Here is a 24,261-nt window from a genome sequence, read left to right on the forward strand (position 1 = left end):
CGGCCCCGAGTGCGTCGAGAGCTCACCGACGCCTCCTGGACCGCGTTCGTGCACACCGTCGCGACGGTCGGCCGACGGGCCTAGTTCATGATCCGTTAGCGGGTTCCCCGTCCGAGGGCTGAACGATCCCGGCCATGACGAACAACAAGACACGTGTCAGCATGGCCTGCGTCCTGTCGGCCACCGCGCTCCTCGCTGGTGTCGCCGCCCCCGCCGCCACGGCCGCGCCCGCCGCTCACCACGCCAACCCCGGCCACTCCGCCCGGCAGATACCCTTCACGGCCGCCGAGGTGACCGCGCGGGACGACGGCGCGTACGAGATCACCTGGAAGGCGCCGGGCACCCACGCGGTCGCCGTCCGGGCGAACGGCCGTACCGTCGCCGTGGGCGGCTCCACCGGGCGGGTCACCGTGTCGGGGCTGCCCGCCGCCGACCGGCAGTGGTTCGACCTGGTACCGGACCGGGGGGAGCGGCTGCGGCTCGCCGACCGGCTGATCGACCTGGAGGGCGCGGTCAACTTCCGTGACGCGAGCGGCTACCGCACCAAGGACGGGCAGTGGGTGCGGATGGGAGCGGTGTACCGCACCGACTCCCTGGACAAGCTCACCGACGCCGATCTGGCGAAGCTGAAGCGGCTCGGCATCGCCGTCGACTACGACCTGCGCACGGCTTCCGAGCGTTCCGCCGCCCCGGACCGCCTGCCCGAGGGCGTGCGGTACGTCGTGGCGGACGTCCTCGGTGACGACTCCCCCGTCTTCACCATGCCGACGTCCGCCACCGAGGCCGAGCAGATGATGATCGACGGCGAGAAGACCATGGTCAGCGGTGAGCCCGCGAAGGCCGCCTACTCCACCGTGTTCTCCGGCCTGGTCCGCGACGCCGACGGCGCGCTCTACCACTGCACCGCGGGCAAGGACCGCACCGGCTGGGCCAGTGCCGCCCTGCTCACCGCGCTCGGTGTGCCGCGCGAGACGGTGACGGCGGACTACCTGGCCTCCAACGAGTACCGCGCCGAGGCCAACGCCGCCGCCCTGGCCGCCATGCCCGCCGAGCAGGCCGCGGTCTACAAGCCGATGCTCGACGTACGCGCCTCGTACCTGAACTCCGGCTTCGACGAGGTCGAGGACGCGTACGGCTCCTTCGCCGCGTACGAGAAGAAGGCGCTGGGCCTGGACGCGCGGGAGCTGCGACGGCTCAAGAAGGACCTCCTGGTGGGCTGAGCGGCGTGGCCCGAACGCTGCGAAGAGATCACGTTCCCGCGCCCTGCCTACTCGCCCCGTCTCCGGCTTGGGGATAGTGCTGGCATGACCAACATCCCCCGCAGCACCCTGTTACTCGCCTCCACCGTGCTCACCGCGGTCCTCGCCCTCTACATCGCCCTCGTGGCCCTCGGGAACATCACGGACTTCGACAACAACCAGCAGTACGTGCGCCATGTCCTCGCGATGGACACGACGTTCAAGGACGACGACCTGATGTGGCGGGCGATCACGAGCAAGGGTCTCCAGGACACCGCCTATGTGGCGATCATCGTGTGGGAGACCGCGGCCGCGCTCGTGCTGATCTGGGCGACCTGGCTCTGGATACGCCGGCAGCACGCTCCCGCACGGCGCTTCACCACCTACGGCACGCTCATGCTGATGCTGCTCTTCGGCGCCGGGTTCCTCGCGATCGGCGGGGAGTGGTTCGCGATGTGGCAGTCGGAGGACTGGAACGGGCTGGAGGCGGCGACCCGGGTGCTCCTGTTCAGCGGCGTCGTGCTGATCGTGGCGCACCTGCCGTCCGGCGAGGCGGAGACCACGAGACCGCAGTGATCTATGGGACCACGGTGACCTACGAGACCACGGTGACCGTCGTGCCCGACGTGCCGAACTCCCAGAGCGCGTCGCCGTCCGCCTTGGGCAGCCGTATGCCGCCCGTCTTGGCGCCGTCGGCGGGCGGCGGCGGGGAGGAGCCGTCCACGGCGTTGGAGAAGGCGACCCAGACGCCGTCCTCCTGCGTGAAGTACATGATCTGCTCGATCCGCACCCCGTCGGAGCCGGTCGTCGGGTCCTGGCGGCGGGTGCCGACGCTGTACTTGCCGGGGTCGGGGTCGACCGAGCCCGGCCAGACCTTGAAGGACCGCCGGGTGGTGTCGCTGGCGTCGACCAGCCACAGCCGGTCCTGGCCGACCGAGTAGACGACGCGCCGCCCGGTGCCGGAGCCCTCCGGTACCGGGGCGGGCGCGGTCTCCTTCGGCGTGGGGTGCGCGTCCGCCGACGCCGACGGCCTCGGCTTCGTCGCCACGGCGGTGGGGTGGGGCCCCTGGTCCGCCTGCACGGCCAGGACGGTCACCGCCGCTATCGCGCCCACGGTCAGACCGGAGACCCACGCCCAAGAGGGAAGTCGGGCAGGCACGGGCACGCATCTCCTCAGCTACGAGAACCCCGACACACCGGGGGCCCGATCATCTTACTGCGGCTGTTCTCGTGCCCCGAGCCGCAGATCGCGCCGTCAGCTCGTCCCGCGGGATGCCCGCCACATCGTGTGCTCCCGGCTGATCGCATCCTCGGCGTCGGACACCTCGTCCCCCCAAGTCTCCTCGTCGGCGTGGGCCAGCCGTTCATGGATCACGCTCAATTCGGTGGCGGCGAATGTGTAGGCCCGGCCGAGTGTCTCGTACTGCCGCACCGCGAGCCAGGCCGAGCCGGCGCCCAGTACGGCGGCGAGGATCCCGGCCAGGTCGAAGGTGAACAGGTCGAGGAGCCGCAGGACCGCTGCCGTCAAGCCCAGTCCCTCGACGGCGATGAGCACCAGACGCCAGCGCCGGGCGTTGCGGACGTTCGAGGCCGCCTTCGCCGAATACCACGACTGCTGGTCCTCGATCCGGTGGTGCAGGTACGCCTCCTTGCGCTCGGCGAAGGGTCGGGCACGCAGGTCCCGCATAGCATCGGTGACCGCGATCGACCCCAGCGGCGAGAGACTGGAGACGGGTGCTTCCCGCAGCAGCTCCCCCAAGCGTCGCTGGAACCTGCGGTGCGCCCTGGCCTGGGGCAGGTCCACGGGGAAGGGGGTTCCTCCCACCGCGAAGCGCCAGGCCAGGGTCTTCGTGGACTCGGCGAGCGCGCGCCCGTCGTACCAGGACTGCTCGGGGCGCTCCGCCAGCAGCCAGACCTCGACGCAGATGGTCAGCACGAAGACCACCACGAGCCCGACGACCGCCGCACGCTGATCGAGGGCACCGCACAACGCCGCTGCGACGGCCAGCGCCAGCCGGATCTTCGTACCCCGGATGTAGTTACGCTGCCCGCCCAGCGAGGCGGAGTCCGAGGACCGGAAAACCACCGGAAGATCGTCGCCCTCCAGGCCCTGCAGTCCCTGGCTCATCCCCGCCCCCGTCTCTCGCGACACCGACACGAAGTGGGTAGTCTGTCGCCTCTTTTGACTGTGTGTCAGCTCTACCCGCAGGAGCGTGATCCAGTCGCCGCAGTACGCCGGGACGGGGGCCCATCAATGCGCTACGCCGCGTTCATCTCGTACAGCCACACGCCCGACACGCACCGGGCCCGGCTCCTGAGACAGGCGCTGCACACGTTCGCCAGGCCCTGGAACCGGATGCGGGCGCTGCGGGTGTTCCTGGACAACGCCGCCATGTCGATGGAACACAACCTGTGGAGCACCGTGGAGCAGGCGCTCGGTGACTCCGAGTACTTGCTGCTCCTCGCGTCGCCGGAGTCGCGTGCGTCCAAGTGGGTGGGCAAGGAGATCGACTGGTGGCGGCAGGGTCCCCGCGCGGAAAAGCTGCTGCTCGTGGTCACGGGCGGGGAAATCCACTGGGACGAGGCGGCCGGCGACTTCGACTTCGCGCGCTCCACCTGCCTCCACCCCTCCCTGCGCGGGCATTTCACCGCCGAGCCACGCTGGGTGGACCTGCGATGGATGGACGCCGACCACTCCGGAGACCTCCGTGAGCCACGTTTCCGCGAGGCCGTCGCGGACCTCGCCGCCCCGCTGCACGACCGACCGAAGGACGAGTTGTTCGGGGAGGACGTCACCCAGCGGGGTCGGCTCCGGCGCTTCCGGCAGGGCATGCTGGCCGGAATGACCGCGCTGGCCGTACTGGCCACCGCCGCCGCGGTGTTCGCCTTCGCTCAACGCAACACGGCCCAACAACAGGCCCGCATCGCCACAGCCCGTCAACTGGCGGCGACGGCGCTCAATCTGAGCGGTGACGACTTGGAGACAGCGTCGCTGCTGGCCCTACAGGCGTACCAGGTGGAGGAGACGCCGGAGACCCTCTCGGCGCTCTACCAGGTGACGACACAGAGCCCTCATCTGGTTCGCTTCGTGCACGCCGGCGCAACGGTGACAGCTCTGGCCCATACCACTTCACCTCGTTTCGTCGCCGCCGGCACAGAGAAGGGCACAGTGACACTGTGGACGGCTGACGGCTCCCGAAGAGCGGAACGGTTCTCTCTCACGGGACAGATCAACGCGTTGGCCTTCAGCGACGACGACCAGCTCCTCGCTATCGGCACCAGCTCCGGCGAGGTTGTCCTCCACGACCTGCAGACGGGGAAAAACCAGCGCCTGTCCGGAAAAGGGAGCGCGGTCTCCCTGATTTCGTTCCGCCCCTCCACTCACGACCTGGCCTGGATGGACGGCGACAACAGCCTGAAGCTACACGAGGGAAAGACCGAAAAAGTCTCCCACCACATCGAAACGGAACTCCTCTCAGCAGCCCTCAATCTTGCCTTCTGGGACAACGGAAACAAGATCACGGTGACCAGTGCGATGGGCTGGCGCATCTACGATGGAAAACTGCGGACACTCGACGCTTCCGACGACGTTCAATTTCCGGCCAACGGCTACGTCTCCGCCGCATCTCCGAGCGGAAAATGCTTCGGATTCATGAAGTTCGGCAGCGTTTCCCTTTCCTCGTTGGATCAACTCTCCCAAGGTTCGAGCCCTGGATCGGACACCGAGGGCAGTGGCTGTGGAGCTCAGACGACCCGAGTGGGTAAGGAGACGTCCAGCCTGGCCGTCTCAGACGGACGACGCACCGCGGTCGGCACGAGCCAAGGGCTCTTGTTGGCCACAGCCGAGGAGGGCTCACCGCAGGCGGTGCTGGAGACGCTCCCGGGAGTCGAGGCGCCGTCACTCCTGGCCTTCTCGCCAGGAGAGGGTGATCGACTCGCCTCCGCCGACGGCAGCACGGTGGCCCTCTGGTCCCTGACAGAGAGAGCACCCACCATGCACAGGCACAGCGTCTCGGTGCCCGACGGGGCGACGGTCGAGTACCAACCACCCCTTGCCCTGAGTCCGGGTGGACTACTGGCATGGAGTCAGCAGACCACTGTCGAGTCCCCACTCTCGCTGCATGTCAGGTCTCCGGAAGGAGAGATCGCGAGTGCTGCGGACATGCCATACGCCTCACTCACGTTCGGAAACTCCGAAGACGTCCTATACGCCGCATCGAGTTCTAGTCTGGAAATGTGGAGATACAAGTCAGGGAGCCTGACGAAAGAGAAGTCATTTGCCCTTCCCGAGCATCTCGGAGCCTCCGGACAAACTCAAATTTCCAGCAGGCCGGACGGCCGCGTGGTGGTCACTCTCGCTGACGACTCCGTGCTCCTCGTCGACCCCGGTACCGGAAAGCAGTCGATTGCGGTGAAGGGTGCAGCAGAAGGGTCGACCGGGGAAGACTCCCAGCCGACCGGTTCGACCGAGTCCGTGACGGCCATCAGCGAAAAGGGCGACCTGGCCGCGGTGTCAACCGGGGACGGCTACGTCAGCGTCTACCGTGTGGCATCGGGTGAACTCCTGCAACGACTGGACCTAGGAACCTCCGTGGTGAACAGCCTGACCCTGTCGGAGGAGAGACAGTCACTTCTCGCCGTCACCGACGGCCGCGTGCTGCAGAACTGGAGCCTCCAGAGCGGTCAGTTGCGCTGGCGGTCCCAGGGGGCCGGAGTGAACGGACTGGTCACCGATCACACTGGCCAATGGACAGCCACGCTGGCCGGCGACGGCACAGTCTGGCTGTGGGACTTCGCGACCGGCGACCGACTGGGCAACGTAACCGTTCCCTGGACGGACATCTCATTTTCCGGAACCGGAGGTCCGGGCTGGCAGACCAGTCTCATCTTCTCTGCAGACGGCAAGCACCTGTGGTCCGCCACCGAAGGCGGAGAAATCATGTCGTGGGACGTGTCCGTCGACGCTTGGACCAAACAATTGTGCGCCCGTGCCGGCCGTCGCCTCACGGAGACAGAACGCGACCGCTACCTGACGTCCATCTCCGAAGGCCACACGGCCTGCGGCGAACACGAAGGTGCCGCACACGGCGCTCCCTGATGAACGGGAGGGCGGGAGGCCGTGTGTCCCGACCCGACTTCGTCAGTCCAGCACCGGCAGCAGCTGCGGCAGGTGTCCGTCCGAGTCCCGTGCCGCCCGCTGCCGCTCCTCGGGCACCGGGCCGTAGAGCGTGGTGCGCGGCTTCGCCGGGCGGCCGGCCGCGTCGGCGACCGCGATCAGGTCCTTGACGGACTTGTACGACCCGTAGGACGAGCCGGCCATGCGGGAGATCGTCTCCTCCATGAGGGTGCCGCCCAGGTCGTTGGCGCCGGAGCGGAGCATCTCCGCCGCACCCTCCGTGCCCAGTTTCACCCAGCTTGTCTGGATGTTGGGGATGTGCGGGTGCAGGAGGAGGCGGGCCATCGCCGTCACCGCGCGGTTGTCCCGGAGGGTGGGGCCGGGCCGGGCGATGCCCGCCAGGTACACCGGCGCGTTGGTGTGGATGAAGGGGAGCGTCACGAACTCCGTGAAGCCGCCCGTGCGCTGCTGGATCCCGGCGAGCGTGCGCAGGTGGCCGAGCCAGTGGCGGGGCTGGTCGACGTGGCCGTACATCATCGTGGAGGAGGAGCGGATGCCCAGTTCGTGGGCCGTCTCGACGACCTCGATCCACGTCGCCGTGGGCAGCTTGCCCTTGGTGAGGATCCAGCGGACCTCGTCGTCGAGGATCTCGGCCGCCGTGCCCGGGATCGAGTCCAGGCCCGCCTCCCTGGCGGCGCCCAGCCACTCGCGGATCGACAGGCCCGTGCGGGTCGCGCCGTTGACGACCTCCATCGGCGAGAAGGCGTGCACGTGCATGCCGGGCACGCGCTCCTTGACCGCCCGCGCGATGTCGAAGTACGCCGTGCCGGGCAGGTCGGGGTGGATGCCGCCCTGCATGCAGACCTCCACCGCGCCCACCTCCCACGCCTGCTGGGCGCGGTCGGCGACCTGGTCCAGGGAGAGCGTGTAGGCGTCGGCGTCCGTGCGGCGCTGGGCGAAGGCGCAGAAGCGGCAGCCGGTGTAGCAGACGTTGGTGAAGTTGATGTTGCGGGTCACGATGTACGTCACGTCGTCGCCGACGACACTCTTGCGGACGTCGTCCGCGATGGAGCACAGGGCGTCCAGCGCCGGGCCGTCGGCGTGCAGCAGGGCGAGCGCCTCGTCGTCCGTGAGCCGCGTGGGGTCGTCGGCCGCCGTGGCCAGCGCGGCGCGTACGTCGGTGTCGATGCGCTCGGGGGCCATGCCGGGGGCGGCGGCCTCGCGCAGGGCACCCCAGTCGCCGTACACCTCGTCGAAGTCGTCGCGGCGGTCCGAGGTGCGGCCCTCGGTGTCGATGGTGGCGTGCAGGTCGGTGCGGCCGGTGGCGGTGAACGCCTCGTCCGGCTCCTGCCACGCGTGTCCCTCGACCGTCGCGTCCTCGCGGGCCAGGCCCGTCGCCGGGTCGGCCAGGGCCGCCACGTGCGGGCGCAGGCGGGGATCGAGCCAGGGCTCGCCGCGCTGGACGAACTCCGGGTACACGCAGAGCCGTTCCCGCAGCTCGAACCCGGCCGCCTGGGACTTCGCGGCGAGTTCGTCGATCTGCGGCCAGGGGCGCTCGGGGTTGACGTGGTCGATGGTGAGCGGGGAGACGCCGCCCCAGTCGTCGATGCCGGCGCCGATCAGCCGCTCGTACTCCGCGTCCACCAGGTTCGGCGGGGCCTGGAGGCAGGCGGAGGGGCCCATGATGTGCCGGGCGACGGCGACCGTGGCGACCAGCTCGTCCAGTTCGGCGTCCGGCATGCCGCGCATCGCCGTGTCCGGCTTGGCGCGGAAGTTCTGGATGATCAGTTCCTGGATGCCGTGGTAGGCGCGGGAGACCTTGCGCAGCGCGAAGAGGGACTCGGCCCGCTCCTCGTACGTCTCGCCGATACCGATGAGAATGCCGGAGGTGAAGGGGACCGAGGAGCGCCCGGCGTCCTCCAGGACGCGCAAGCGTACGGCGGGCTCCTTGTCCGGGGAGCCGTGGTGCGGGCCGCCGGGCTCGGACCACAGGCGGGTCGCGGTGGTCTCCAGCATCATGCCCATGGAGGGCGCGACGGGCTTGAGCCGCTGGAAGTCCGTCCAGGTCAGGACGCCCGGGTTGAGGTGCGGGAGCAGCCCCGTCTCCTCCAGGATGCGGATCGAGATCGCGCGGACGTAGGCGATCGTGTCGTCGTACCCGTGCGCGTCCAGCCACTCCCTGGCCTCCGGCCAGCGCTCCTCGGGCTTGTCGCCGAGGGTGATGAGGGCTTCCTTGCAGCCGAGGGCGGCGCCCTTGCGCGCGATGTCGAGCACCTCGTCCGGCGACATGAACATCCCGTGTCCCTCGCGGCGCAGCTTGCCGGGGACGGTGACGAAGGTGCAGTAGTGGCACTTGTCCCGGCACAGGCGGGTCAGCGGGACGAAGACGCTCTTCGAGTACGTGATGACGCCGGGGCGTCCGGCCGCCTCCAGGCCCGCGTCGCGGACCCGGGCGGCGGACGCGGTGAGGGCGTCGAGGTGCTCGCCGCGCGCCTGGAGCAGCACGGCGGCCTCGGTCACGTCGAGCGCGACGCCGTCCCGGGCGCGTTTGAGGGCGCGACGCATGGAGTTCTCGGTGGGGCCGGTGGGGTCGGCGGGTCCGGTTCCGGAGGTCGCGGAAGTCGTCATCCTTCGAGCATACGAGCGGCGTGATCAGCACGGCTGTCCCGTCCCCGTGACCCACCGCACGGTTTCCGGTCCTCCATCCGTCTCCCCCCTTCCCTTGCCCCGCAGTTCACGGCTCAATACGAGGGTTGCACTCACCACCCCCTGCACCACCCATGCCATGTCATCGACGACACCTGGGGAGCAGCAGCATGTGCGAGGACGACCACGCCGGGATCGGCAGACGCGCGGTGTTCGTGACGGGAGCGGCCACCGCGCTTACGTTGGCGACCGTGAGCTTCGCTTCAGCGGCGGGCGGTACGGGCCCGCGGACCAGAACCGTACGCGGCACCCTCCCGCCCGGCTCCCCCGACTTCGTGTACGTCCCGGTCGAAGTCCCCCGGGGGGTGCGCGAGATCCGCGTCGCCTACACCTACGACCGCCCCACCGTCCCGGCCGGGACCCAGGGCAACGCGCTCGACATCGGCCTCTTCGACGAGCGCGGCACCGAGCTGGGCGGCCGGGGCTTTCGCGGCTGGTCGGGCGGGGCGCGCACGGAGTTCTTCGTCCGCGCGGACGCCGCCACCCCCGGCTATGTCCCGGGGCCGGTGCGGGAAGGCACCTGGCACATCGCGCTCGGCCCGTACACGGTGGCCCCACAGGGCCTGTCGTACGAGATCACGATCACGCTGACCTACGGCGAGCAGGGCGAGACCCCGCGGCCGGTCTACCCGCCCGAGCGGGCCAGGGGGCGGGGCCGGGCCTGGTACCGGGGCGACTGCCACCTGCACTCGGAGTACTCCGACGGCCGCTACACCCTCGCCGAGATCGCGGAGCTGGCGCGGGCGGCGGGCCTGGACTTCATCAACTCCTCCGAGCACAACACGCACTCGGCGCACGCGCACTGGGCCGAGCACGCCGTGGACGACCTGCTGATCCTGCTCGGCGAGGAGGTGACGACCCGCAACGGCCACGTCGTCGCCCTCGGCACCGACCCCGGCACCTTCGTCGACTGGCGCTACCGGGCCCGGGACAACCGCTTCGGCCGTTTCGCCCGGCAGATCCGCCGCGCCGGGGGCCTGGTCGTGCCGGCCCACCCGCACGCCACCTGCATCGGCTGCAACTGGAAGTTCGGGTTCGGGGAGGCGGACGCGGTCGAGGTGTGGAACGGCGCCTACACGCCCGACGACGAGGTGGCGCTGGCCGACTGGGACGGCATGCTGGTCGCCTCGGTGCGCGACGGGCGGCGGGACTGGATCCCGGCGATGGGCAGCAGCGACTCCCACCGCTCCCCCGACGTGATCGGCCGCCCGCAGACCGTCGTCCTCGCCGACGACCTGTCCCGCGAGGCGATCCAGGAGGGCATCCGCGCGGGCCGGTCCTACGTGGCCGAGTCGTCGAAGCTGTCCCTGTCCTTCACCGCGTCCGGCGGCCGGGGCGAACACGCCGGGATCGGCGAACGGCTGCGCGTGGACGCCGACACCCCGGTCACCGTCCGCCTGGAGGTGACGGGCGCCCCGCGCTGCACGGTGCGCCTCGTCACGGACCAGGGCGTGCTGTTCACGAGCGACCCGCTGCCGGTGTCCGGCACGGGCACGGTGGAGTGGCGCACGACCGCCTCGTACGCGGCCTACGTACGGGCGGAGGTGCGGCACGAGGCGGCGGCGGGCCCGCTGCCGGGCGCGCTGGCGGCGTTCACCAACCCCGTGTTCCTGGGGCGTTAGTCTCCAGAGGCCACCGGACTCCCCGGGACCGACCGCGGAGCCCCCGAGCGAGACGGAGCGCGGACCCACGATGCCGAAACCGCCGAACCCCGAGCGGAAGTACCGGACCGTCACGGCCTTCCAGCGCCGGCTGAACGCCGTCGTGCGCCGGCTGCCCGGCCAGACCCTCCTGGAGACCACCGGCCGCGTCTCCGGTCTCCCCCGCCGCACACCGGTGGGCGGCCGCCGGGAGGGCGACTCGTTCTGGCTGGTCTCGGAGTTCGGCGAGCGCTCCCAGTACATCCGCAACATCAAGGCCGACCCGCGCGTACGGGTGCGCGTCCGGGGCCGCTGGTACCCCGGGACGGCCCATCTCCTCCCCGACGACGACCCGCTGGCCCGCCTGCGCCGCCTCCCCCGCCTCAACAGCATGGCGGTGCGGGCGATGGGCGTCGGAACGGGGCATCTGACGGTACGGGTGGAGCTGGAGGGGCAGGGGTAGCAAAGCTGATGAAGAACCTGTGATCGGCGTCTCCCACGGCTGACGTGGTCGGCATGAACAAGGCAAACTGACGTGGTTGCTCAGGATGTCTAGGGGGACGGCATGGACGGTGGACCGCGGGTTCCGGAGCAGCGGCGTCCCGGATTCCCGGCGGAAGGGAAGGAATCGGGCGCGCTGCGCTTCGGTGTACTGGGGCCGGTGCGCGCCTGGCGGGGCGAGGAGACGTTGACCACCGGCTCCCCGCAGCAGCGCGCGCTGCTGGCCGCCCTGCTGCTGCGCGAGGGCCGTACGGCCACGGCGGCCGAGCTGATCGACGCCCTGTGGGGCGAGGAACCGCCGTCGCAGGCGCTGGCGGCGGTGCGGACGTACGCCTCCCGGCTGCGCAAGGTCCTCGACCCGGGCGTGCTGGTCAGCGAGTCGGGCGGGTACGCCGTACGGGGCCTGGGCGAGGGGGCGCTGGACCTGGCGCGGGCCCAGGACCTGGCCGCCGGGGCCGAGAAGGCCAGGACCGCCGGGGACCTCTGCCACGCCCGTGACCTGCTGCGCCGTGCGCTGGCCCTGTGGGACGGCGAGGTACTGGCCGGGGTGCCGGGCCCCTACGCCCAGACACAGCGCGTCCGGCTCGACGAATGGCGGCTCCAACTCCTGGAGTCCCGCCTCGACATGGACCTCGAGCAGGGCTGCCACGCCGAGGCGGTCTCGGAACTGACGGCGCTCACGGCGGCCCACCCGCTGCGCGAACGCCTGCGCGAGCTGCTGATGCTGGCCCTGTACCGCAGCGGCCGCCAGGCGGAGGCCCTCGCCGTCTACGCGGACACCCGCCGCCTGCTCTCCGACGAGCTGGGCGTCGACCCGCGCCCCGGCCTCCAGGAACTCCAGCAGCGCATCCTCCAGGCCGACCCGGGCCTGGCCGAACCCTCCGCGCCGGCCGCGGAGAAGGCGACGGCGGCGTTCCGTCCGGCGCAACTCCCGGCGACCGTGTCCGACTTCACCGGCCGCGCGGCCTTCGTCCGCGAGCTGAGCGACATCCTGTCCGCGGCGTCCGGGGAGCCGACGACGGGCCGCGTGATGGCGGTCTCGGCGCTGGCCGGCATCGGCGGCGTCGGCAAGACCACCCTCGCGGTGCACGTCGCCCACCGGGCGCGGGCCGCCTTCCCGGACGGGCAGCTGTACGTCGACCTCCAGGGCGCGGGCGCGCGGCCCGCGGAGCCGGAGGCGGTCCTGGGCTCCTTCCTGCGGGCCCTGGGCACGGCCGACTCGGCGATCCCCGACTCCCTGGAGGAGCGCGCCGCCCTCTACCGCTCCGTCCTGGACGGCCGCCGCGTCCTCGTCCTGCTGGACAACGCCCGCGACGCCGCCCAGGTGCGGCCCCTGCTGCCCGGCACGGACGGCTGCGCGGCGCTGGTGACGGCACGGGTGCGGATGGTGGACCTCGCCGGGGCGCACCTGGTCGACCTGGACGTGATGTCGCCCGAGGAGGCGCTGGCCCTCTTCACGCGGATCGTGGGCGAGGAGCGGGTCGCCTCGGAGCGGGAGGCGGCGCTCGACGTGGTCGGCGCCTGCGGCTTCCTGCCGTTGGCGATCCGCATCGCCGCGTCCCGGCTGGCCGCCCGCCGCACCTGGACCGTCTCGGTGCTGGCCGCGAAGCTGGCGGACGAGCGCCGCCGGCTGGACGAGCTGCAGGCGGGCGACCAGGCGGTCGAGGCCACCTTCGAACTGGGCTACGGCCAGCTGGAACCGGCCCAGGCCCGCGCCTTCCGCCTGCTGGGCCTGGCCGACGGCCCGGACATCTCCCTCGCCGCCGCCGCGGCGGTCCTGGACCTCCCGGTGGAGGCCACGGAGGACCTCCTGGAGTCCCTGGTGGACACCTCGCTGCTCGAATCGGCGGCCCCGGGCCGCTACCGCTTCCACGACCTGGTCCGCCTCTACGCGCGTGCGTGCGCGGAACGGGACGAGAACCCGCCGAGCGAGCTGGGGGCGGCGCTGTCCCGGCTGCTGGACTTCTACCTGGCCACGGCGGCGGGCGTGTACGCGATCGAACGGCCCGGGGACCGGCTGGTGGACGGCCTGGAGCCGACGGAGTACCCGGGGCTGACGTTCACCGAGGGGTCGGCGGCGCTGGACTGGCTGTACACGGAGGCCGCGCCGCTGCTGGCGTGCGTGCGGCAGTCCGCCGGGACGGCCAGGCTGCGGCGGGCGGTGGATCTGCTGTGGGCGGCCAAGGACCTGACGGAGTCCGGCGCGAACTCACACCAGTACGAGGCGACGGCCAGGGCGATGTGCGACGCCACCGGTTCCGCGGCGGACACCCGCGCCGAGGGAAGGGCTCGCACCGTTCTCAGCGATGTGCTTCTGGTGTCCGGTCGCATCGAGCATGCCGAGGAAGAGGCACGGCTGGCCATGCGGCTGGCGGGCTCCGCCGAGGACTCGGCCGCCGTGAGCTGGGTCGCCAACAACCGAGGACTCGTCTGCCTGCACCAGCGCCGGTACGCCGAGGGCAAGGGCCTCTTCCACCAGGCCATCGCGGGTTTCCGGGCAACGGACAACCGCGCGGGCGAGGCGTCCGCGTTGTCGAACCTCTCCCGTGCCCAGCTCGGCATGGGCAACGTCGCGGAGGCCGTCGACATCGCCCGGCAAGGACTCGCGGTGTACGCGGAGCTGGGCCGCACCATGCGCCTCGCCAACGGCCACTTCGCCCTGGGAGTGGCACTGACCAGAGCAGGCCGTCACGAAGAGGCACTGGGCGAGTTCGCCGAGGCGCTGGACATCTTCGGGGACCACCGGCAGCGCCTGTGGGAGGGCGCCACCAACTTCCGCCTCGCCGAGGTGCACCTGGCCGCCGGACGCCCCTCGTCGGCGGCCCAGCACGCCGAGCAGGCACTCGCCCTGGGATGCATCGGGGGCGACCGGATGCGGGGCAACGTCCTGGCTCTGCTGGGACGCGCCCTGTCGGCCCTGGGCCAGGCGGACCGCGCGCGAGCGTGCTGGCGCGAGGCGCTCAGCCTCTACGAGCAGCACGACGCCCAGGAGGTCGGCGAGGTAAGGGCGTTGCTGGCTCGCAGTATGGCGCGGTGAACCCGGCCGTCGACCGGCGGTGGCCGGGAGCGTTCAGCGTTCGTTTATCTCCCCCTGGCACTGTCATCTCCGTCAGACCGTCGCATCGGGGGGCAGACGGATGACGACCGAGCCCACCAGTTAGTGTGCGGCTCCGCACGCCCGTCCGGCAGCCTACGGGGGAGCTACCGGACGGGCGTTGCTACCTCGTCACGACCCATGAGGAGCGAAGTCCATGAGCGACAAGATGAAGGACGCGGACGCCACACCGCAGGACAACCACATGCCCACTCCGCCGGCGACGGAGGAGCCCGTCACGACGCTCGACAACCACATGCCGAGCGGGCCCGCGAACGAAGCGATCACCACGATGGACAACCACATGCCGGCCCCGCCCGCCCTGGACCTGGACGGCGACGGCAAGTAGACCTTCCTCCACACGGGGATCGGCCGCGGCGGCGCGGAGGGGAGCCGCCGCGGCCGACGTGTGCCCGGAGGGGTTCAGGAGACCGGCTCCCTCACCGCTCAGACACTTCGCAGTGGTCCGGGATGCCGGAGCCGTCGAAGGGGACGCGGACCGCGCTCACCCCGTCCGCGGGGACGGTGACTTCCTCGGTGCCTTCGTCGATCGTCGTGCCGTCCGCGTCCTTGAAGAGGACCGTCACGGCGAGCGTGTACTCGGTGGCGTTCGGGTTGGTGACCTCGACGGTGGACCACGGCTGGTCCTCCCTGACGCAGGTGATCAGGTTCAGGACGGCAGGCTCCGCCTCGGCCTCGCCGCTGCCGCCGCTGCCCGAGTCGTCGCCGTAGGTGTCATCGCCATACGTGCCGTCACCATATGTGCCGTCGCCATACGTGTCGTCGTCCTTGTAGGCGTCGCCGCCGCCCGATGTGGACGACGAGCTGTCGTGGTCCTGGCCGGAACTGCTGCATCCGCCGCCCGAGCCGTCGCCCCCGTGGCCGTGGCGGCCGGTCGAGAAGCCGGTGAGGCTGAGGACCACCAGTGCCGAGATCGCCGTGAACCTGAGTGCCCGCCCCCGTGTCGTCATGAAGATCACGCTAGTCCGCGGATGTCACGGACACGTCACCGGCCGGGCACGGGGCCTCACGTCGTACGGGCCGTCCCCGTGCCCTTCTCCGCGTCCAGGGCGTACACGCAGCGGTCCTTGCTGCACGCGTACACGATGCCGTCGCGGACCACCGGGGAGCCGGTGATCTCGCCGCCGGTGGCGAGCTTCCAGCGCAGGCGGCCGTCGTCGGCCTTCAGCGTGTAGAGCAGGTGGTCCGTCGAGCCGAAGTGGATGCGGCCCTCGGCGACCGCGGGCGCGCCCACGATGTCGCCGCCCGCCTGGAAGCGCCACTTGGGGGTGCCGGTGACCGCGTCCAGCGTGTAGAGGCCCTTGCCGCTGCCCACGTGGACGTGTCCGGCGGCGACCAGGACCGGGTCGGTCGAGGAGCGGGCCTCGGTCGCGATGCGCCAGCGGTCGCGTCCGTCGGTGGCGTCGAGGGCGTAGACGGTGCCGAGGTAGTCGGCGAGGTAGACGCCGCCGCCGGTCACGGCCGGGCCCGGCACGAAGGTGGGCGGGGCCAGGAAGACCGCCGGGGCCTCGAAGTGCCAGCGGACGTGGCCGGAGGCGACCTCCAGGGCGAGGACCCGGGTGCCGGCCGCGACGTACACGTAGCCGTCGGCGGCCTGGCTGAGGCGGACCGGCACGCCGCCGCAGGAGGCCGCGTCGCCGATCGGGTACGACCATCTCTCCTCGCCGGTACGGGCGTCCAGGGCGCGCAGGCGGGCGTCCTGCCAGACGTACGCCGTGCCCTCGTGCAGCGCGGCGCCCGCCTCCGGGGACTCGAAGTCGGTCTGGGCGCCGGTGACTTCCCACAGCTTCTGGCCGGCCGAGGCCTCCCAGGCCTGGACGCCGCCGCCGCGGGTGGCCGTGAGGACGGTGCCGCGGTCGGCCTGGAGCGAGTACACCCAGGCGTCCGTCTGGACGCGCCAGAGGTCGGCGCCCTCGCGGGCGTCCAGGGCGAAGAGGGTGGGTCCGTCGGAGGCGTGGATACGGCCGTCCGCGACCGCCATCGACCAGGCGACGTCCCGGGTCTTGAAGCGACGCCGGCCGGTGGCCACGTCCAGGGCGTGCACCTCGAAGGAGGTGACGTAGACAAGGTCCTCGGCGACCCGCGGCGTGCCCCAGACGTCGTTGGACATCCGGAACCGCCAGGGGCGCCACCCGGCCGGCGAGGCCTCCGGGGGCGCGGGCGACGACGGGGCCGGTACGGCGGGGTCGGCTCCGTTGACGCCGGGGCGCGGGCGGGACCAGGACGCGGCGAGGGCGGACTCCGGCGGGGGCGCGGCGACGGCGGCGGCGCGCATGTCGGCGACGCGCGGGCCGGGGCCGATGGGCACCGCCGCGCCGGGCAGCCGGACCGGCCCGCCGTCGGGGGCGCCGACGGGAGCGGGTACCGCCGGGCCGTGCGCGGGCGGCGCCGGTACGACGGGGTCGTGCGCGGGCGGGGGCGGCACCGGGGGCGCGTGGGCGGGCCCGCGGGCACCGGAGGGGCCCGGGCCGCGGCCGCCGCCCGTGGTGGCGGGCTTGACCGCGGGTCGGCCGTTGCGGCGCCGCTCGATCAGGCCCACGGCCCGTTCGGGCAGCCACGCCGACGCCGTACCGCTGTCGTCGGAGCCGGAGCCGAAGAGGTGCGGGGCGAGCTGGGACTGGAGGTCGGCCGGGTTGGGGCGGCCGGTGGCCTCCATCTGCATGCAGGACTCGATGAGCGGGCGCAGCTCGTCGGGCAGGCCCTCCAGGTCGGGGCCCTCGCGCAGCAGCATGAAGACCGTCTCGACCGGGTTGGCGCCGTGGAAGGGCGGGTGGCCGGTGGCGGCGAAGACCAGCATCGAGCCGAGCGAGAACACGTCGCTGGCGCCGGTGACGCTGCGGGAGTCCTTCGCCTGCTCCGGGGACATGTAGGCGGGGGTGCCGACGGCGACGTTCGTCATGGTCAGACGGGTGTTCGAGACGCCGGACGCGATACCGAAGTCGATCACGCGGGGGCCGTCCTCGACGACGAGGACGTTGGAGGGCTTCAGGTCGCGGTGGACCAGGCCCGCGCCGTGGATCGACTGGAGCGCCTCCGCGACGCCCGCGGCCAGCCAGCGCACCGCCTGGGCCGGCAGTGGCCCGCACTCGTTCACTATTTCCTCGAGGGAGGGTGCGGGTACGTAGGCCGTGGCCAGCCACGGCACCGCGGCGCGCGGGTCGGCGTCGACCACGGCCGCCGTGTAGAAGCCCGAGACCGCGCGGGCCGCCTCCACCTCGCGGGTGAAGCGGACGCGGAACAGCTGGTCCTCGGCCAGTTCCGTGCGCACCGTCTTGATCGCCACGCGCCGCCCGGACGCCGAGCGCGCGAGATAGACCAGCCCCATGCCGCCGGCGCCGAGCCGGCCCAGCACCTCGAACGGCCCGATCCGCCGCGGATCGTGCTGCGTCAGCTGATCCACCACTTGCCTGCCACCTCCCCGTACGGGCCGCGCCACCCACATATGTACGCGACCGAAGTGCAGCGTCTCACCACCGCACCTCCGTGGCGCCACGCACCCCGATTCTTCCTGTCCGAGGCGCTGGTGGCGAACCTGGCGACAATCGGGGTGTCTAGCCCGATTCCGGGCAAAGGGGCCGCGGTAAGCCCCCTCCGGGTCCGTTCAGCGTCGTAGCAGCGCGAACGACGCTCCCTGGCCGTCCGACACCACCGCCACCCGCCCGTACGACGTCCCGAAGGGCGGCACCCGCACCCGCCCGCCGAGCCGGGTCACCGCGGCGAGAGCGGCGTCCACGTCCTCGACCGCGAAGTGGACGAGGAAGTGCGGCGGCATCTCGGCGGGGAACACGTCCGCGACCCGGGCGCGGCCGAAGTCCGGGGACGCGTCCGCGCCGAAGAGCGCGTCGTGGAACAGGTCGCCGTAGAAGGCGTTGGCGGCCTCCGTGTCCCGGGTGTACAGCTCGGCCCAGGCGAAGGTGCCCGGCTCGTGCCGGCGCCCGAAGCCGGTGCGGCGGCCCGGCTGCCAGAGCCCGAAGACGGCACCGTCGGGGTCGGCGGCGAGGGCGGCGGTGCCCAGGTCTCCGACCGGGTGGGGCGGGGTGACGACCTGACCGCCGCCCGCCCGGATCCGCGCGGCCAGGGCGGCGGCGTCCGGGGTGTGGAAGTACACGGACCACACGGTGGGCATCCGGCCGTCCGTCTTGCGGACCAGCGCGGCGACCGGTTCCCCGTCCAGGCACGCCCGTACGGCCTCCCCCGGCGCCCGGTAGGGGCTCTCCTCGGACTCCCCTGCCGCTCCCGCCTGGAAGGTCCAGCCGAACAGCTCGCCGTAGAAACGCCTGCCCGCCTCCACGTCGGAGAGCTGTGCGTCCACCCAGCAGGGGATTCCCTCCCGGCGGGCGGACGGGCGGTCCGACGACTTCGGCGACCTCTTCTCGAATGCCCCGTTTTCGGCCATGCCGTCAAAGTAACCGTGTCGTCCGCACCGCGCAGACCAGGCGCACCAGCCTCTCTCCGCGCTCACACCCCATTTGCAGTCGGCCGAATCGCGCTCGGATCACCCGTCGGTAAGCTGACGGCATGACAGGACAAGTGCGTACCGTCGACGGCCGCGTGGCCGGTCGACGTGGGCAGGCGACCCGGCAGAAACTGCTCGACTGCCTCAGCGAAATGCTCAGCTCCTCCCCCTATCGCGATGTCAAAGTCATCGATGTCGCCCGCAAGGCGGGCACCTCGCCCGCGACCTTCTACCAGTACTTCCCGGACGTCGAGGGCGCCGTCCTGGAGATCGCCGACCGCGTGGCCGCCGAGAGTTCCTCGCTGGCCGAGCTGACGGCGGGCCGCTCGTGGGTCGGCAAGGCCGGCTGGCAGACGGCACAGGAACTCGTCGACGGATTCCTGGAGTTCTGGCGGAAGAACGACGCGATTCTGCGTGTGATCGATCTCGGTGCGGCGGAGGGCGACAAGCGATTCGCCAAAATCCGCATGAAGATCCTTAACTCGGTGAATTCCTCCCTCACGGATTCCGTCGCCGATCTCCAGGCAAAGGGCAAGGTCGACAAGGACGTGAACCCCGCGGCGATCGCCGGGTCACTGGTCGTCATGCTCGCGGCCGCCGCCTCGCACCAGAAGGGCTTCTCCTCCTGGGGTGTGAAACAGGCGGAACTCAAGCCGCATCTCGCCCTGTTGACGTATCTCGGTATCACCGGAAAGAAGCCCGCCAAGTAGTACGCCGCGCGGCAGCCTGTCATCTCCGCTCCGCCGCGTCGCCGCCCGCCGCACCTCCGGCAGACCTCCCGGTCTCCGGCAGACCTCCGGGTCTCCAGCAGTCCGTCAGACCTTCGCCGCCCCGTCGGCCGCCCGCTCGAACTCGGCGACCGTGCCCCGGCCTCAGGCCGCCTCGGCACGACGTCCAGCGCCTCGAAGTTCAGCCCCGCGACGGCCTCGGCCGGGGAACAGCCGTCCCTCCGGCCGACGTTGTGTTCAGCGTCCAGACCCGCACCGCATCCGCATCCGCATCCGCATCCGCTGGAGGAGACCGCCGTGGCCCTGACCCGCGAAGAGCGTGAGACGTTCCTGGCCGAGCCGCACATCGCCGCGCTCGCGGTCGACGCGGGGGCGGACCGCGCCCCGCTGACCGTGCCGATCTGGTACCAGTACGAGCCCGGCGGCGAGGTGTGGATCATGACGGGCCTCGACAGCCGCAAGAACCAGCTGATCAGCACGGCGGGCCGGTTCTCGCTGATGGTCGACCGGCTGGAGCCCACCATCCGCTACGTGTCGGTGGAGGGGCCGGTCGTCGAGACGGTCACCGCGACGGAGGAACACCTGCGGGAGCTGTCCGCGCGCTATCTCCCGGCGGAGAAGGTCGACGGTTACGTCGCCTTCGCCACGGCGAACCACGGCGAGCAGGTCGTCGTCCGGATGCGCCCCGAACGCTGGGTCTCCTCCGACCTCGGCTCGCTCTGACCCCCAAACGCTCCCGACCGCACGACAATCGGGGTATGGGAACCGATCTTCACGAGCTGCTGAGGTCGCTGCGGGTGTGGGACCCCGCGGTCACCGAACTGCCGCCCCTCGACCCGGCCGGTGCGCCCGGCGACCCGGTGGAGCTGTTCACCCGGTGGTTCGCCGAGGCGGTCGCGGCCGGTGAGCGCGAGCCGCACACGGTGTCGCTGGCGACGGCGGACGCCGAGGGCCTGCCGGACGCGCGCATCGTGATGCTGCACGGCGCGGACGCGGACGGCTGGGCCTTCGCCACCCACGCCGACAGCCGCAAGGGCCGCCACCTCGCCGCCCGCCCGTACGCCGCGCTGGTCTTCTACTGGCCGGTGCTGGGCCGCCAGGTACGGCTGCGCGGCCCGGTCGCCGTCGCCCCGGCCGAGGAGGCGCGGGCCGACCTGCACGCACGGTCGACCGGCGCCCTGGCCGCCGCGCTGACCGGCCGGCAGAGCGCGGAGCTGGGCTCGCCGGACGAACTGGCCCGCGCTTCGGAGGCGGCCTGGGAGCGGGCCGGGCGGGAACCGGACGCCCCGGTGGCGTCCTGGACGCTGTACCGGCTGCGCCCCGACGAGGTGGAGTTCTTCCAGGGCGAGGCCCGTCGGCGCCACGTACGGCTGGCCTACCGCCGGACGGACGGCGACGCCTGGGACCGGCGGCTGCTGTGGCCGTGAGCCACGCTCACCGCGCGCCGGGCGGCGTCGGCTCCTCGTCCGTCGCCAGGCGCGCGTGCAGGTGCACGTCCCGGAACGCGTCGTGCCGACCGGTCTCGAACATCGCCCCGCGCAGGGTCCCCTCGGCGCGGTAGCCGCTGCGCTCGGCGACCCGGCAGGAGGCGTCGTGCCCCACGGCGTGGCCCAGTTCCAGGCGGTGCAGGCCGAGTTCGGCGTAGGCCCAGCGGGAGGCGAGGACCAGGGCCCGGGTGGCGACGCCACGGCCCCGGGCCTCGGGAAGCACCCAGTAGCCGACCCGGGCCGTCCTCAGCTGCCGGCTGATCTCGCCGAGGCCGAGGTGCCCCAGCGTCGTACCGCTCTCGTCGTCCGTGATCCGGAACGACGCCGACCTGCCGTCCGCCGCGTCCCGCGCCCGACCCCGCAGCGACTCGCGGGCCCCGGCGAGGTCGGTCCACAGCGTGAGCGGTGTGTTCCAGCGCTGGAAGTCGGGGTCCAGGTGGCCGCGCAGCCACGCTTGCGCGTCGGCGTCCGAGGCGGCGTCCCAGGCGCTCAGGCACAGTCCGTGCCCGCGGGGTTCGGAGTGGGCGAGGGAGGGGTCGAGGGTGTACATGCGTGTGTGGGCCATCCGGCCATTCAAGCCGACCCGTCCCGGCCGTGACCGATCCGCAACCGATTCCGGTCTTGACCGAGACCCATCAATCGAGCGCGCGATTACGCTCGCCGCATGGCCGACTCCACAGCGTCCGCCGCACCGCAGCGGCCCGCCCACCCCGCGGACCTGCCCGTGTACGTCATAGGCGCGGGTCCCGGCGGTCTCGCCGTCGCCCACGCGCTGCGCGCCCGCGGTCTGCGGGCCGTGGTCCTGGAACGCGCCGACCACGTCGGCTCCTCCTGGCGGCGGCACTACGACCGGCTGCGGCTGCACACCACCCGCCGCCTGTCGGCGCTGCCCGGCCTGCCGATGCCGCGCCGCTTCGGACGGTGGGTGGCCCGGGACGACGTGGTGCGGTACCTGGAGAAGTACGCCGAGTACCACCAGCTGGAGATCGTCACCGGAGTGGAGGTCTTCCGCGTCGAGCGCACTGCCGACGGCACCGGCTGGCTGCTGCACGCCTCCGGGGGCCGGGAACTGACCGGCGCCGCGGTGGTGGTCGCCACCGGCCACAACCACACCCCGCGCGTGCCGGACTGGCCCGGCCGCGACACCTACACCGGCGAGTTCCGGCACGCCGCCGAGTACCGCGCCCCGGCCCCGTACGCCGGCCGGGACGTCCTGGTGGTCGGGGTGGGCAACACCGGCGCCGAGATCGCCGTGGACCTGGTGGAGGGCGGGGCCGCCCGGGTCCGGCTCGCCGTACGCACGGCGCCGCACATCCTCCGCCGCTCGACCGCAGGGTGGGCCGCCCAGTACACCGGCATCCTGTGCCGACGGCTGCCGGTCGCGCTGGTGGACCGGCTGGCCCGGCCGCTGGCCCGGATCAGCGTGCCCGACCTGTCGGCACAGGGGCTGCCGCGTCCCGGCACCGGGCTCTACAGCAGGGTGGCCGAGGGTGCCATCCCGGTGCAGGACGTGGGCCTGATCGACGCGGTGCGCTCGGGCCGGGTGGAGATCGTCGCCGCGATGGACGGCTTCGAGGACGGCAAGGTCCTGCTGGCCGACGGCACCCGCATCGCCCCCGACGCGGTGATCGCGGCCACGGGGTACCGGCGGGGCCTGGAGGGCCTGGTCGGACACCTCGGCGTCCTCGACGACACCGGCCGCCCGACCACCCACGGGGCCCGCACCCCGGCCACCGCACCCGGCCTGTACTTCACCGGCTTCACCAACCCGATCAGCGGCATGCTGCGCGAACTGTCCCTCGACGCCGGACGCATCGCGGGGGCGGTGGCGAAGCGGGAGTCGGGCCGGGTGTCCCGGCTGCCGGGTTAGTCGCGGACCCAGGTGCGTGCCCGTACCGCCGCAGGCCCGCACCCTCGCGCCCGTTCAGGCCACCGCGGCCACCGGAGCCGGGCGCCTCCGGATGACCAGGGCCATCAGGGCCGCCGCCGCGCACAGCGCCCCGGAGGCGACCCAGACCACGTCGTAGGAGCCGAAGTGGTCGCGGGCCACGCCGCCGAGGAAGGCGACGAGGGCGGCGCCCACTTGGTGGGAGGCCAGTACCCAGCCGAAGACGATCGCGCTGTCGTCGCCGTAGTGCTCGCGGCACAGGGCGAGGGTGGGCGGGACGGTGGCGACCCAGTCGAGGCCGTAGAAGACGATGAAGAAGACCATCGGCGGGTGGACGCTCGGCGCGAGCAGCAGGGGGAGAAAGAGGAGGGACACGCCGCGCAGGGCGTAGTAGACGGCGAGCAGGCGGCGCGGTTCGAAGCGGTCGGTGAACCAGCCGGAGGCGATCGTGCCGGCCACGTCGAACACGCCGATGACCGCGAGCAGCGAGGCCGCGGCGGTGATCGGCATGCCGTGGTCGTGGGCGGCGGGCACGAAGTGGGTCTGGATCAGGCCGTTGGTGGAGGCGCCGCAGATCGCGAAGCTGCCGGCCAGCAGCCAGAACGGGCCGGTGCGGACGGCGGAGAACAGGACCGCCAGCGCGCGGCGGGCGGCGCCGGGGACGGGCGCGGGCTTGGGCACGAACTCCTCGGCGCCGTACGGCTTCTGGCCGACGTCGGCCGGATGGTCGTGCAGGAGGAGCCAGACGAAGGGGACGACGGCCAGGGCGGCGAGGGCGACGGTGACGGCCGCCGGACGCCAGTCGTACGTCTCCACGATCCAGGACAGCAGCGGCAGGAAGATCAGCTGGCCGGAGGCGGAGGCGGCGGTGAGGACGCCGGTGACCAGGCCCCGCCGCTCGGTGAACCAGCGGTTGGTGACGGTGGCGGCGAAGGCCAGGGCCATGGAGCCGGAGCCGAGGCCGACCAGCAGGCCCCAGCACAGGATGAGCTGCCAGGCGGAGTCCATCCACACGGTCAGGCCGGAGCCGACCGCGATCACCATCAGGGCGACGGCGACGACCCGCCGGATGCCGAAGCGGTCCATCAGCGCGGCGGCGAAGGGCGCGGTCAGCCCGTAGAGGGCGAGGTTCACCGAGACGGCGGCGCCGATCGTGCCGCGTGACCAGCCGAACTCCTGGTGGAGCGGGTCGATGAGGATACCGGGCAGGGAGCGGAATGCTGCGGCCCCGATGATCGTCACGAAGGTCACGGCGGCGACCCACCAGGCGCGGTGCACGCGCCGGCGGCGGGCCGGCTTCCGCGGGGTCTCGGGTACTGCGGCGGCGTCGGTTGTCTGGGTCACGTCACAGAGTGTCCGCAACGGGCCTCGCCCGAGCGAGTGGCC

At 72.1% G+C, this 24,261-nt stretch carries 19 protein-coding genes; 11 read left to right on the forward strand and 8 right to left on the reverse strand.

All coding sequences use genetic code 11. The annotated features are described in order from the left end of the window. Nucleotides 1–134 precede the first annotated feature (134 nt). Nucleotides 135–1,220: a tyrosine-protein phosphatase gene (locus ACGH52_RS16865; RefSeq protein ID WP_399940282.1), complete on the forward strand. Its 1,086-nt coding sequence runs from the start codon at nucleotides 135–137 to the stop codon at nucleotides 1,218–1,220. 84 nt (nucleotides 1,221–1,304) lie between these two features. Continuing rightward, nucleotides 1,305–1,814 carry a DUF2165 domain-containing protein gene (locus ACGH52_RS16870; protein WP_059301343.1) on the forward strand — a complete coding sequence of 170 codons (510 nt, stop codon included), beginning with the start codon at nucleotides 1,305–1,307 and terminating at the stop codon, nucleotides 1,812–1,814. Nucleotides 1,815–1,833: 19 nt separating this feature from the next. On the opposite strand, the gene ACGH52_RS16875 is transcribed toward ACGH52_RS16870, so the two are convergent. Next, a complete protein-coding gene (locus ACGH52_RS16875) occupies nucleotides 1,834–2,397 on the reverse strand; it encodes a hypothetical protein (RefSeq protein WP_399940285.1) in 564 nt (187 codons plus the stop codon). Nucleotides 2,398–2,493: 96 nt separating this feature from the next. Next, the gene (locus tag ACGH52_RS16880; RefSeq protein ID WP_193777711.1) at nucleotides 2,494–3,366 is read right to left on the reverse strand and encodes a DUF4231 domain-containing protein; all 873 of its coding nucleotides are present in this window, start codon (nucleotides 3,364–3,366) and stop codon (nucleotides 2,494–2,496) included. 126 nt (nucleotides 3,367–3,492) lie between these two features. Here ACGH52_RS16880 and ACGH52_RS16885 point away from each other — a divergent pair, with 126 nt between their 5' ends. Next, complete coding sequence (locus tag ACGH52_RS16885; protein ID WP_121702787.1) at nucleotides 3,493–6,336, forward strand: toll/interleukin-1 receptor domain-containing protein; 2,844 nt, start codon at nucleotides 3,493–3,495, stop codon at nucleotides 6,334–6,336. A 42-nt stretch (nucleotides 6,337–6,378) separates the two neighbouring features. Here the strand turns inward: ACGH52_RS16885 and ACGH52_RS16890 are convergent, their stop codons facing one another. Beyond that, on the reverse strand, nucleotides 6,379–8,982 hold the full coding sequence (locus ACGH52_RS16890) for a bifunctional FO biosynthesis protein CofGH (RefSeq protein WP_399940289.1): 2,604 nt from the start codon (nucleotides 8,980–8,982) through the stop codon (nucleotides 6,379–6,381). Between the two features lie 188 nt (nucleotides 8,983–9,170). Between ACGH52_RS16890 and ACGH52_RS16895 the strand changes: the two genes are divergently transcribed. The 4 genes from ACGH52_RS16895 to ACGH52_RS16910 all read left to right on the forward strand — a co-directional run bounded on the left by ACGH52_RS16895 (nucleotide 9,171) and on the right by ACGH52_RS16910 (nucleotide 14,644). Beyond that, a complete protein-coding gene (locus ACGH52_RS16895; protein ID WP_399940292.1) occupies nucleotides 9,171–10,682 on the forward strand; it encodes a CehA/McbA family metallohydrolase in 1,512 nt (503 codons plus the stop codon). Nucleotides 10,683–10,752: 70 nt separating this feature from the next. Further along, nucleotides 10,753–11,163 carry a nitroreductase/quinone reductase family protein gene (locus ACGH52_RS16900; protein WP_076974857.1) on the forward strand — a complete coding sequence of 137 codons (411 nt, stop codon included), beginning with the start codon at nucleotides 10,753–10,755 and terminating at the stop codon, nucleotides 11,161–11,163. Between the two features lie 102 nt (nucleotides 11,164–11,265). Then, nucleotides 11,266–14,238: a transcriptional regulator AfsR gene (gene afsR / locus ACGH52_RS16905; protein ID WP_399940295.1), complete on the forward strand. Its 2,973-nt coding sequence runs from the start codon at nucleotides 11,266–11,268 to the stop codon at nucleotides 14,236–14,238. 214 nt (nucleotides 14,239–14,452) lie between these two features. Further along, on the forward strand, nucleotides 14,453–14,644 hold the full coding sequence (locus ACGH52_RS16910; protein WP_003974557.1) for a hypothetical protein: 192 nt from the start codon (nucleotides 14,453–14,455) through the stop codon (nucleotides 14,642–14,644). A 91-nt stretch (nucleotides 14,645–14,735) separates the two neighbouring features. Here the strand turns inward: ACGH52_RS16910 and ACGH52_RS16915 are convergent, their stop codons facing one another. The 3 genes from ACGH52_RS16915 to ACGH52_RS16925 all read right to left on the reverse strand — a co-directional run bounded on the left by ACGH52_RS16915 (nucleotide 14,736) and on the right by ACGH52_RS16925 (nucleotide 18,712). Then, a complete protein-coding gene (locus ACGH52_RS16915; protein ID WP_399940298.1) occupies nucleotides 14,736–15,266 on the reverse strand; it encodes a hypothetical protein in 531 nt (176 codons plus the stop codon). A gap of 56 nt (nucleotides 15,267–15,322) precedes the next feature. Beyond that, nucleotides 15,323–17,719, reverse strand: coding sequence for a PQQ-binding-like beta-propeller repeat protein (locus tag ACGH52_RS16920; protein ID WP_210973983.1), 2,397 nt, complete (start codon nucleotides 17,717–17,719; stop codon nucleotides 15,323–15,325). Between the two features lie 198 nt (nucleotides 17,720–17,917). Then, the gene (locus ACGH52_RS16925; RefSeq protein WP_399940301.1) at nucleotides 17,918–18,712 is read right to left on the reverse strand and encodes a VOC family protein; all 795 of its coding nucleotides are present in this window, start codon (nucleotides 18,710–18,712) and stop codon (nucleotides 17,918–17,920) included. Nucleotides 18,713–18,846: 134 nt separating this feature from the next. Between ACGH52_RS16925 and ACGH52_RS16930 the strand changes: the two genes are divergently transcribed. The 3 genes from ACGH52_RS16930 (at nucleotide 18,847) to ACGH52_RS16940 (ending at nucleotide 20,927) form a co-directional block, all read left to right on the forward strand. Further along, on the forward strand, nucleotides 18,847–19,482 hold the full coding sequence (locus tag ACGH52_RS16930) for a TetR family transcriptional regulator (RefSeq protein ID WP_059301181.1): 636 nt from the start codon (nucleotides 18,847–18,849) through the stop codon (nucleotides 19,480–19,482). A gap of 315 nt (nucleotides 19,483–19,797) precedes the next feature. Continuing rightward, nucleotides 19,798–20,223, forward strand: coding sequence for a pyridoxamine 5'-phosphate oxidase family protein (locus tag ACGH52_RS16935; RefSeq protein ID WP_399940305.1), 426 nt, complete (start codon nucleotides 19,798–19,800; stop codon nucleotides 20,221–20,223). A 35-nt stretch (nucleotides 20,224–20,258) separates the two neighbouring features. Then, nucleotides 20,259–20,927: a pyridoxal 5'-phosphate synthase gene (locus ACGH52_RS16940; RefSeq protein ID WP_399940308.1), complete on the forward strand. Its 669-nt coding sequence runs from the start codon at nucleotides 20,259–20,261 to the stop codon at nucleotides 20,925–20,927. A gap of 7 nt (nucleotides 20,928–20,934) precedes the next feature. Here ACGH52_RS16940 and ACGH52_RS16945 read toward each other — a convergent pair whose 3' ends face one another. Then, the gene (locus tag ACGH52_RS16945; RefSeq protein ID WP_121702095.1) at nucleotides 20,935–21,552 is read right to left on the reverse strand and encodes a GNAT family N-acetyltransferase; all 618 of its coding nucleotides are present in this window, start codon (nucleotides 21,550–21,552) and stop codon (nucleotides 20,935–20,937) included. 99 nt (nucleotides 21,553–21,651) lie between these two features. Here ACGH52_RS16945 and ACGH52_RS16950 point away from each other — a divergent pair, with 99 nt between their 5' ends. Then, nucleotides 21,652–22,857 (forward strand): NAD(P)/FAD-dependent oxidoreductase, encoded by a 1,206-nt coding sequence (locus ACGH52_RS16950; protein ID WP_076975594.1) that lies wholly within the window; start codon nucleotides 21,652–21,654, stop codon nucleotides 22,855–22,857. Between the two features lie 54 nt (nucleotides 22,858–22,911). On the opposite strand, the gene ACGH52_RS16955 is transcribed toward ACGH52_RS16950, so the two are convergent. Beyond that, entirely contained in the window at nucleotides 22,912–24,219 is a 1,308-nt protein-coding gene (locus ACGH52_RS16955; RefSeq protein ID WP_399940312.1) for an MFS transporter, read from the reverse strand. Nucleotides 24,220–24,261 lie beyond the last annotated feature (42 nt).

Origin of the sequence: Streptomyces sp. BBFR25, from assembly GCF_044590125.1 — a bacterium.
Classification (GTDB): Bacteria; Actinomycetota; Actinomycetes; order Streptomycetales; family Streptomycetaceae; genus Streptomyces; species Streptomyces canus_D.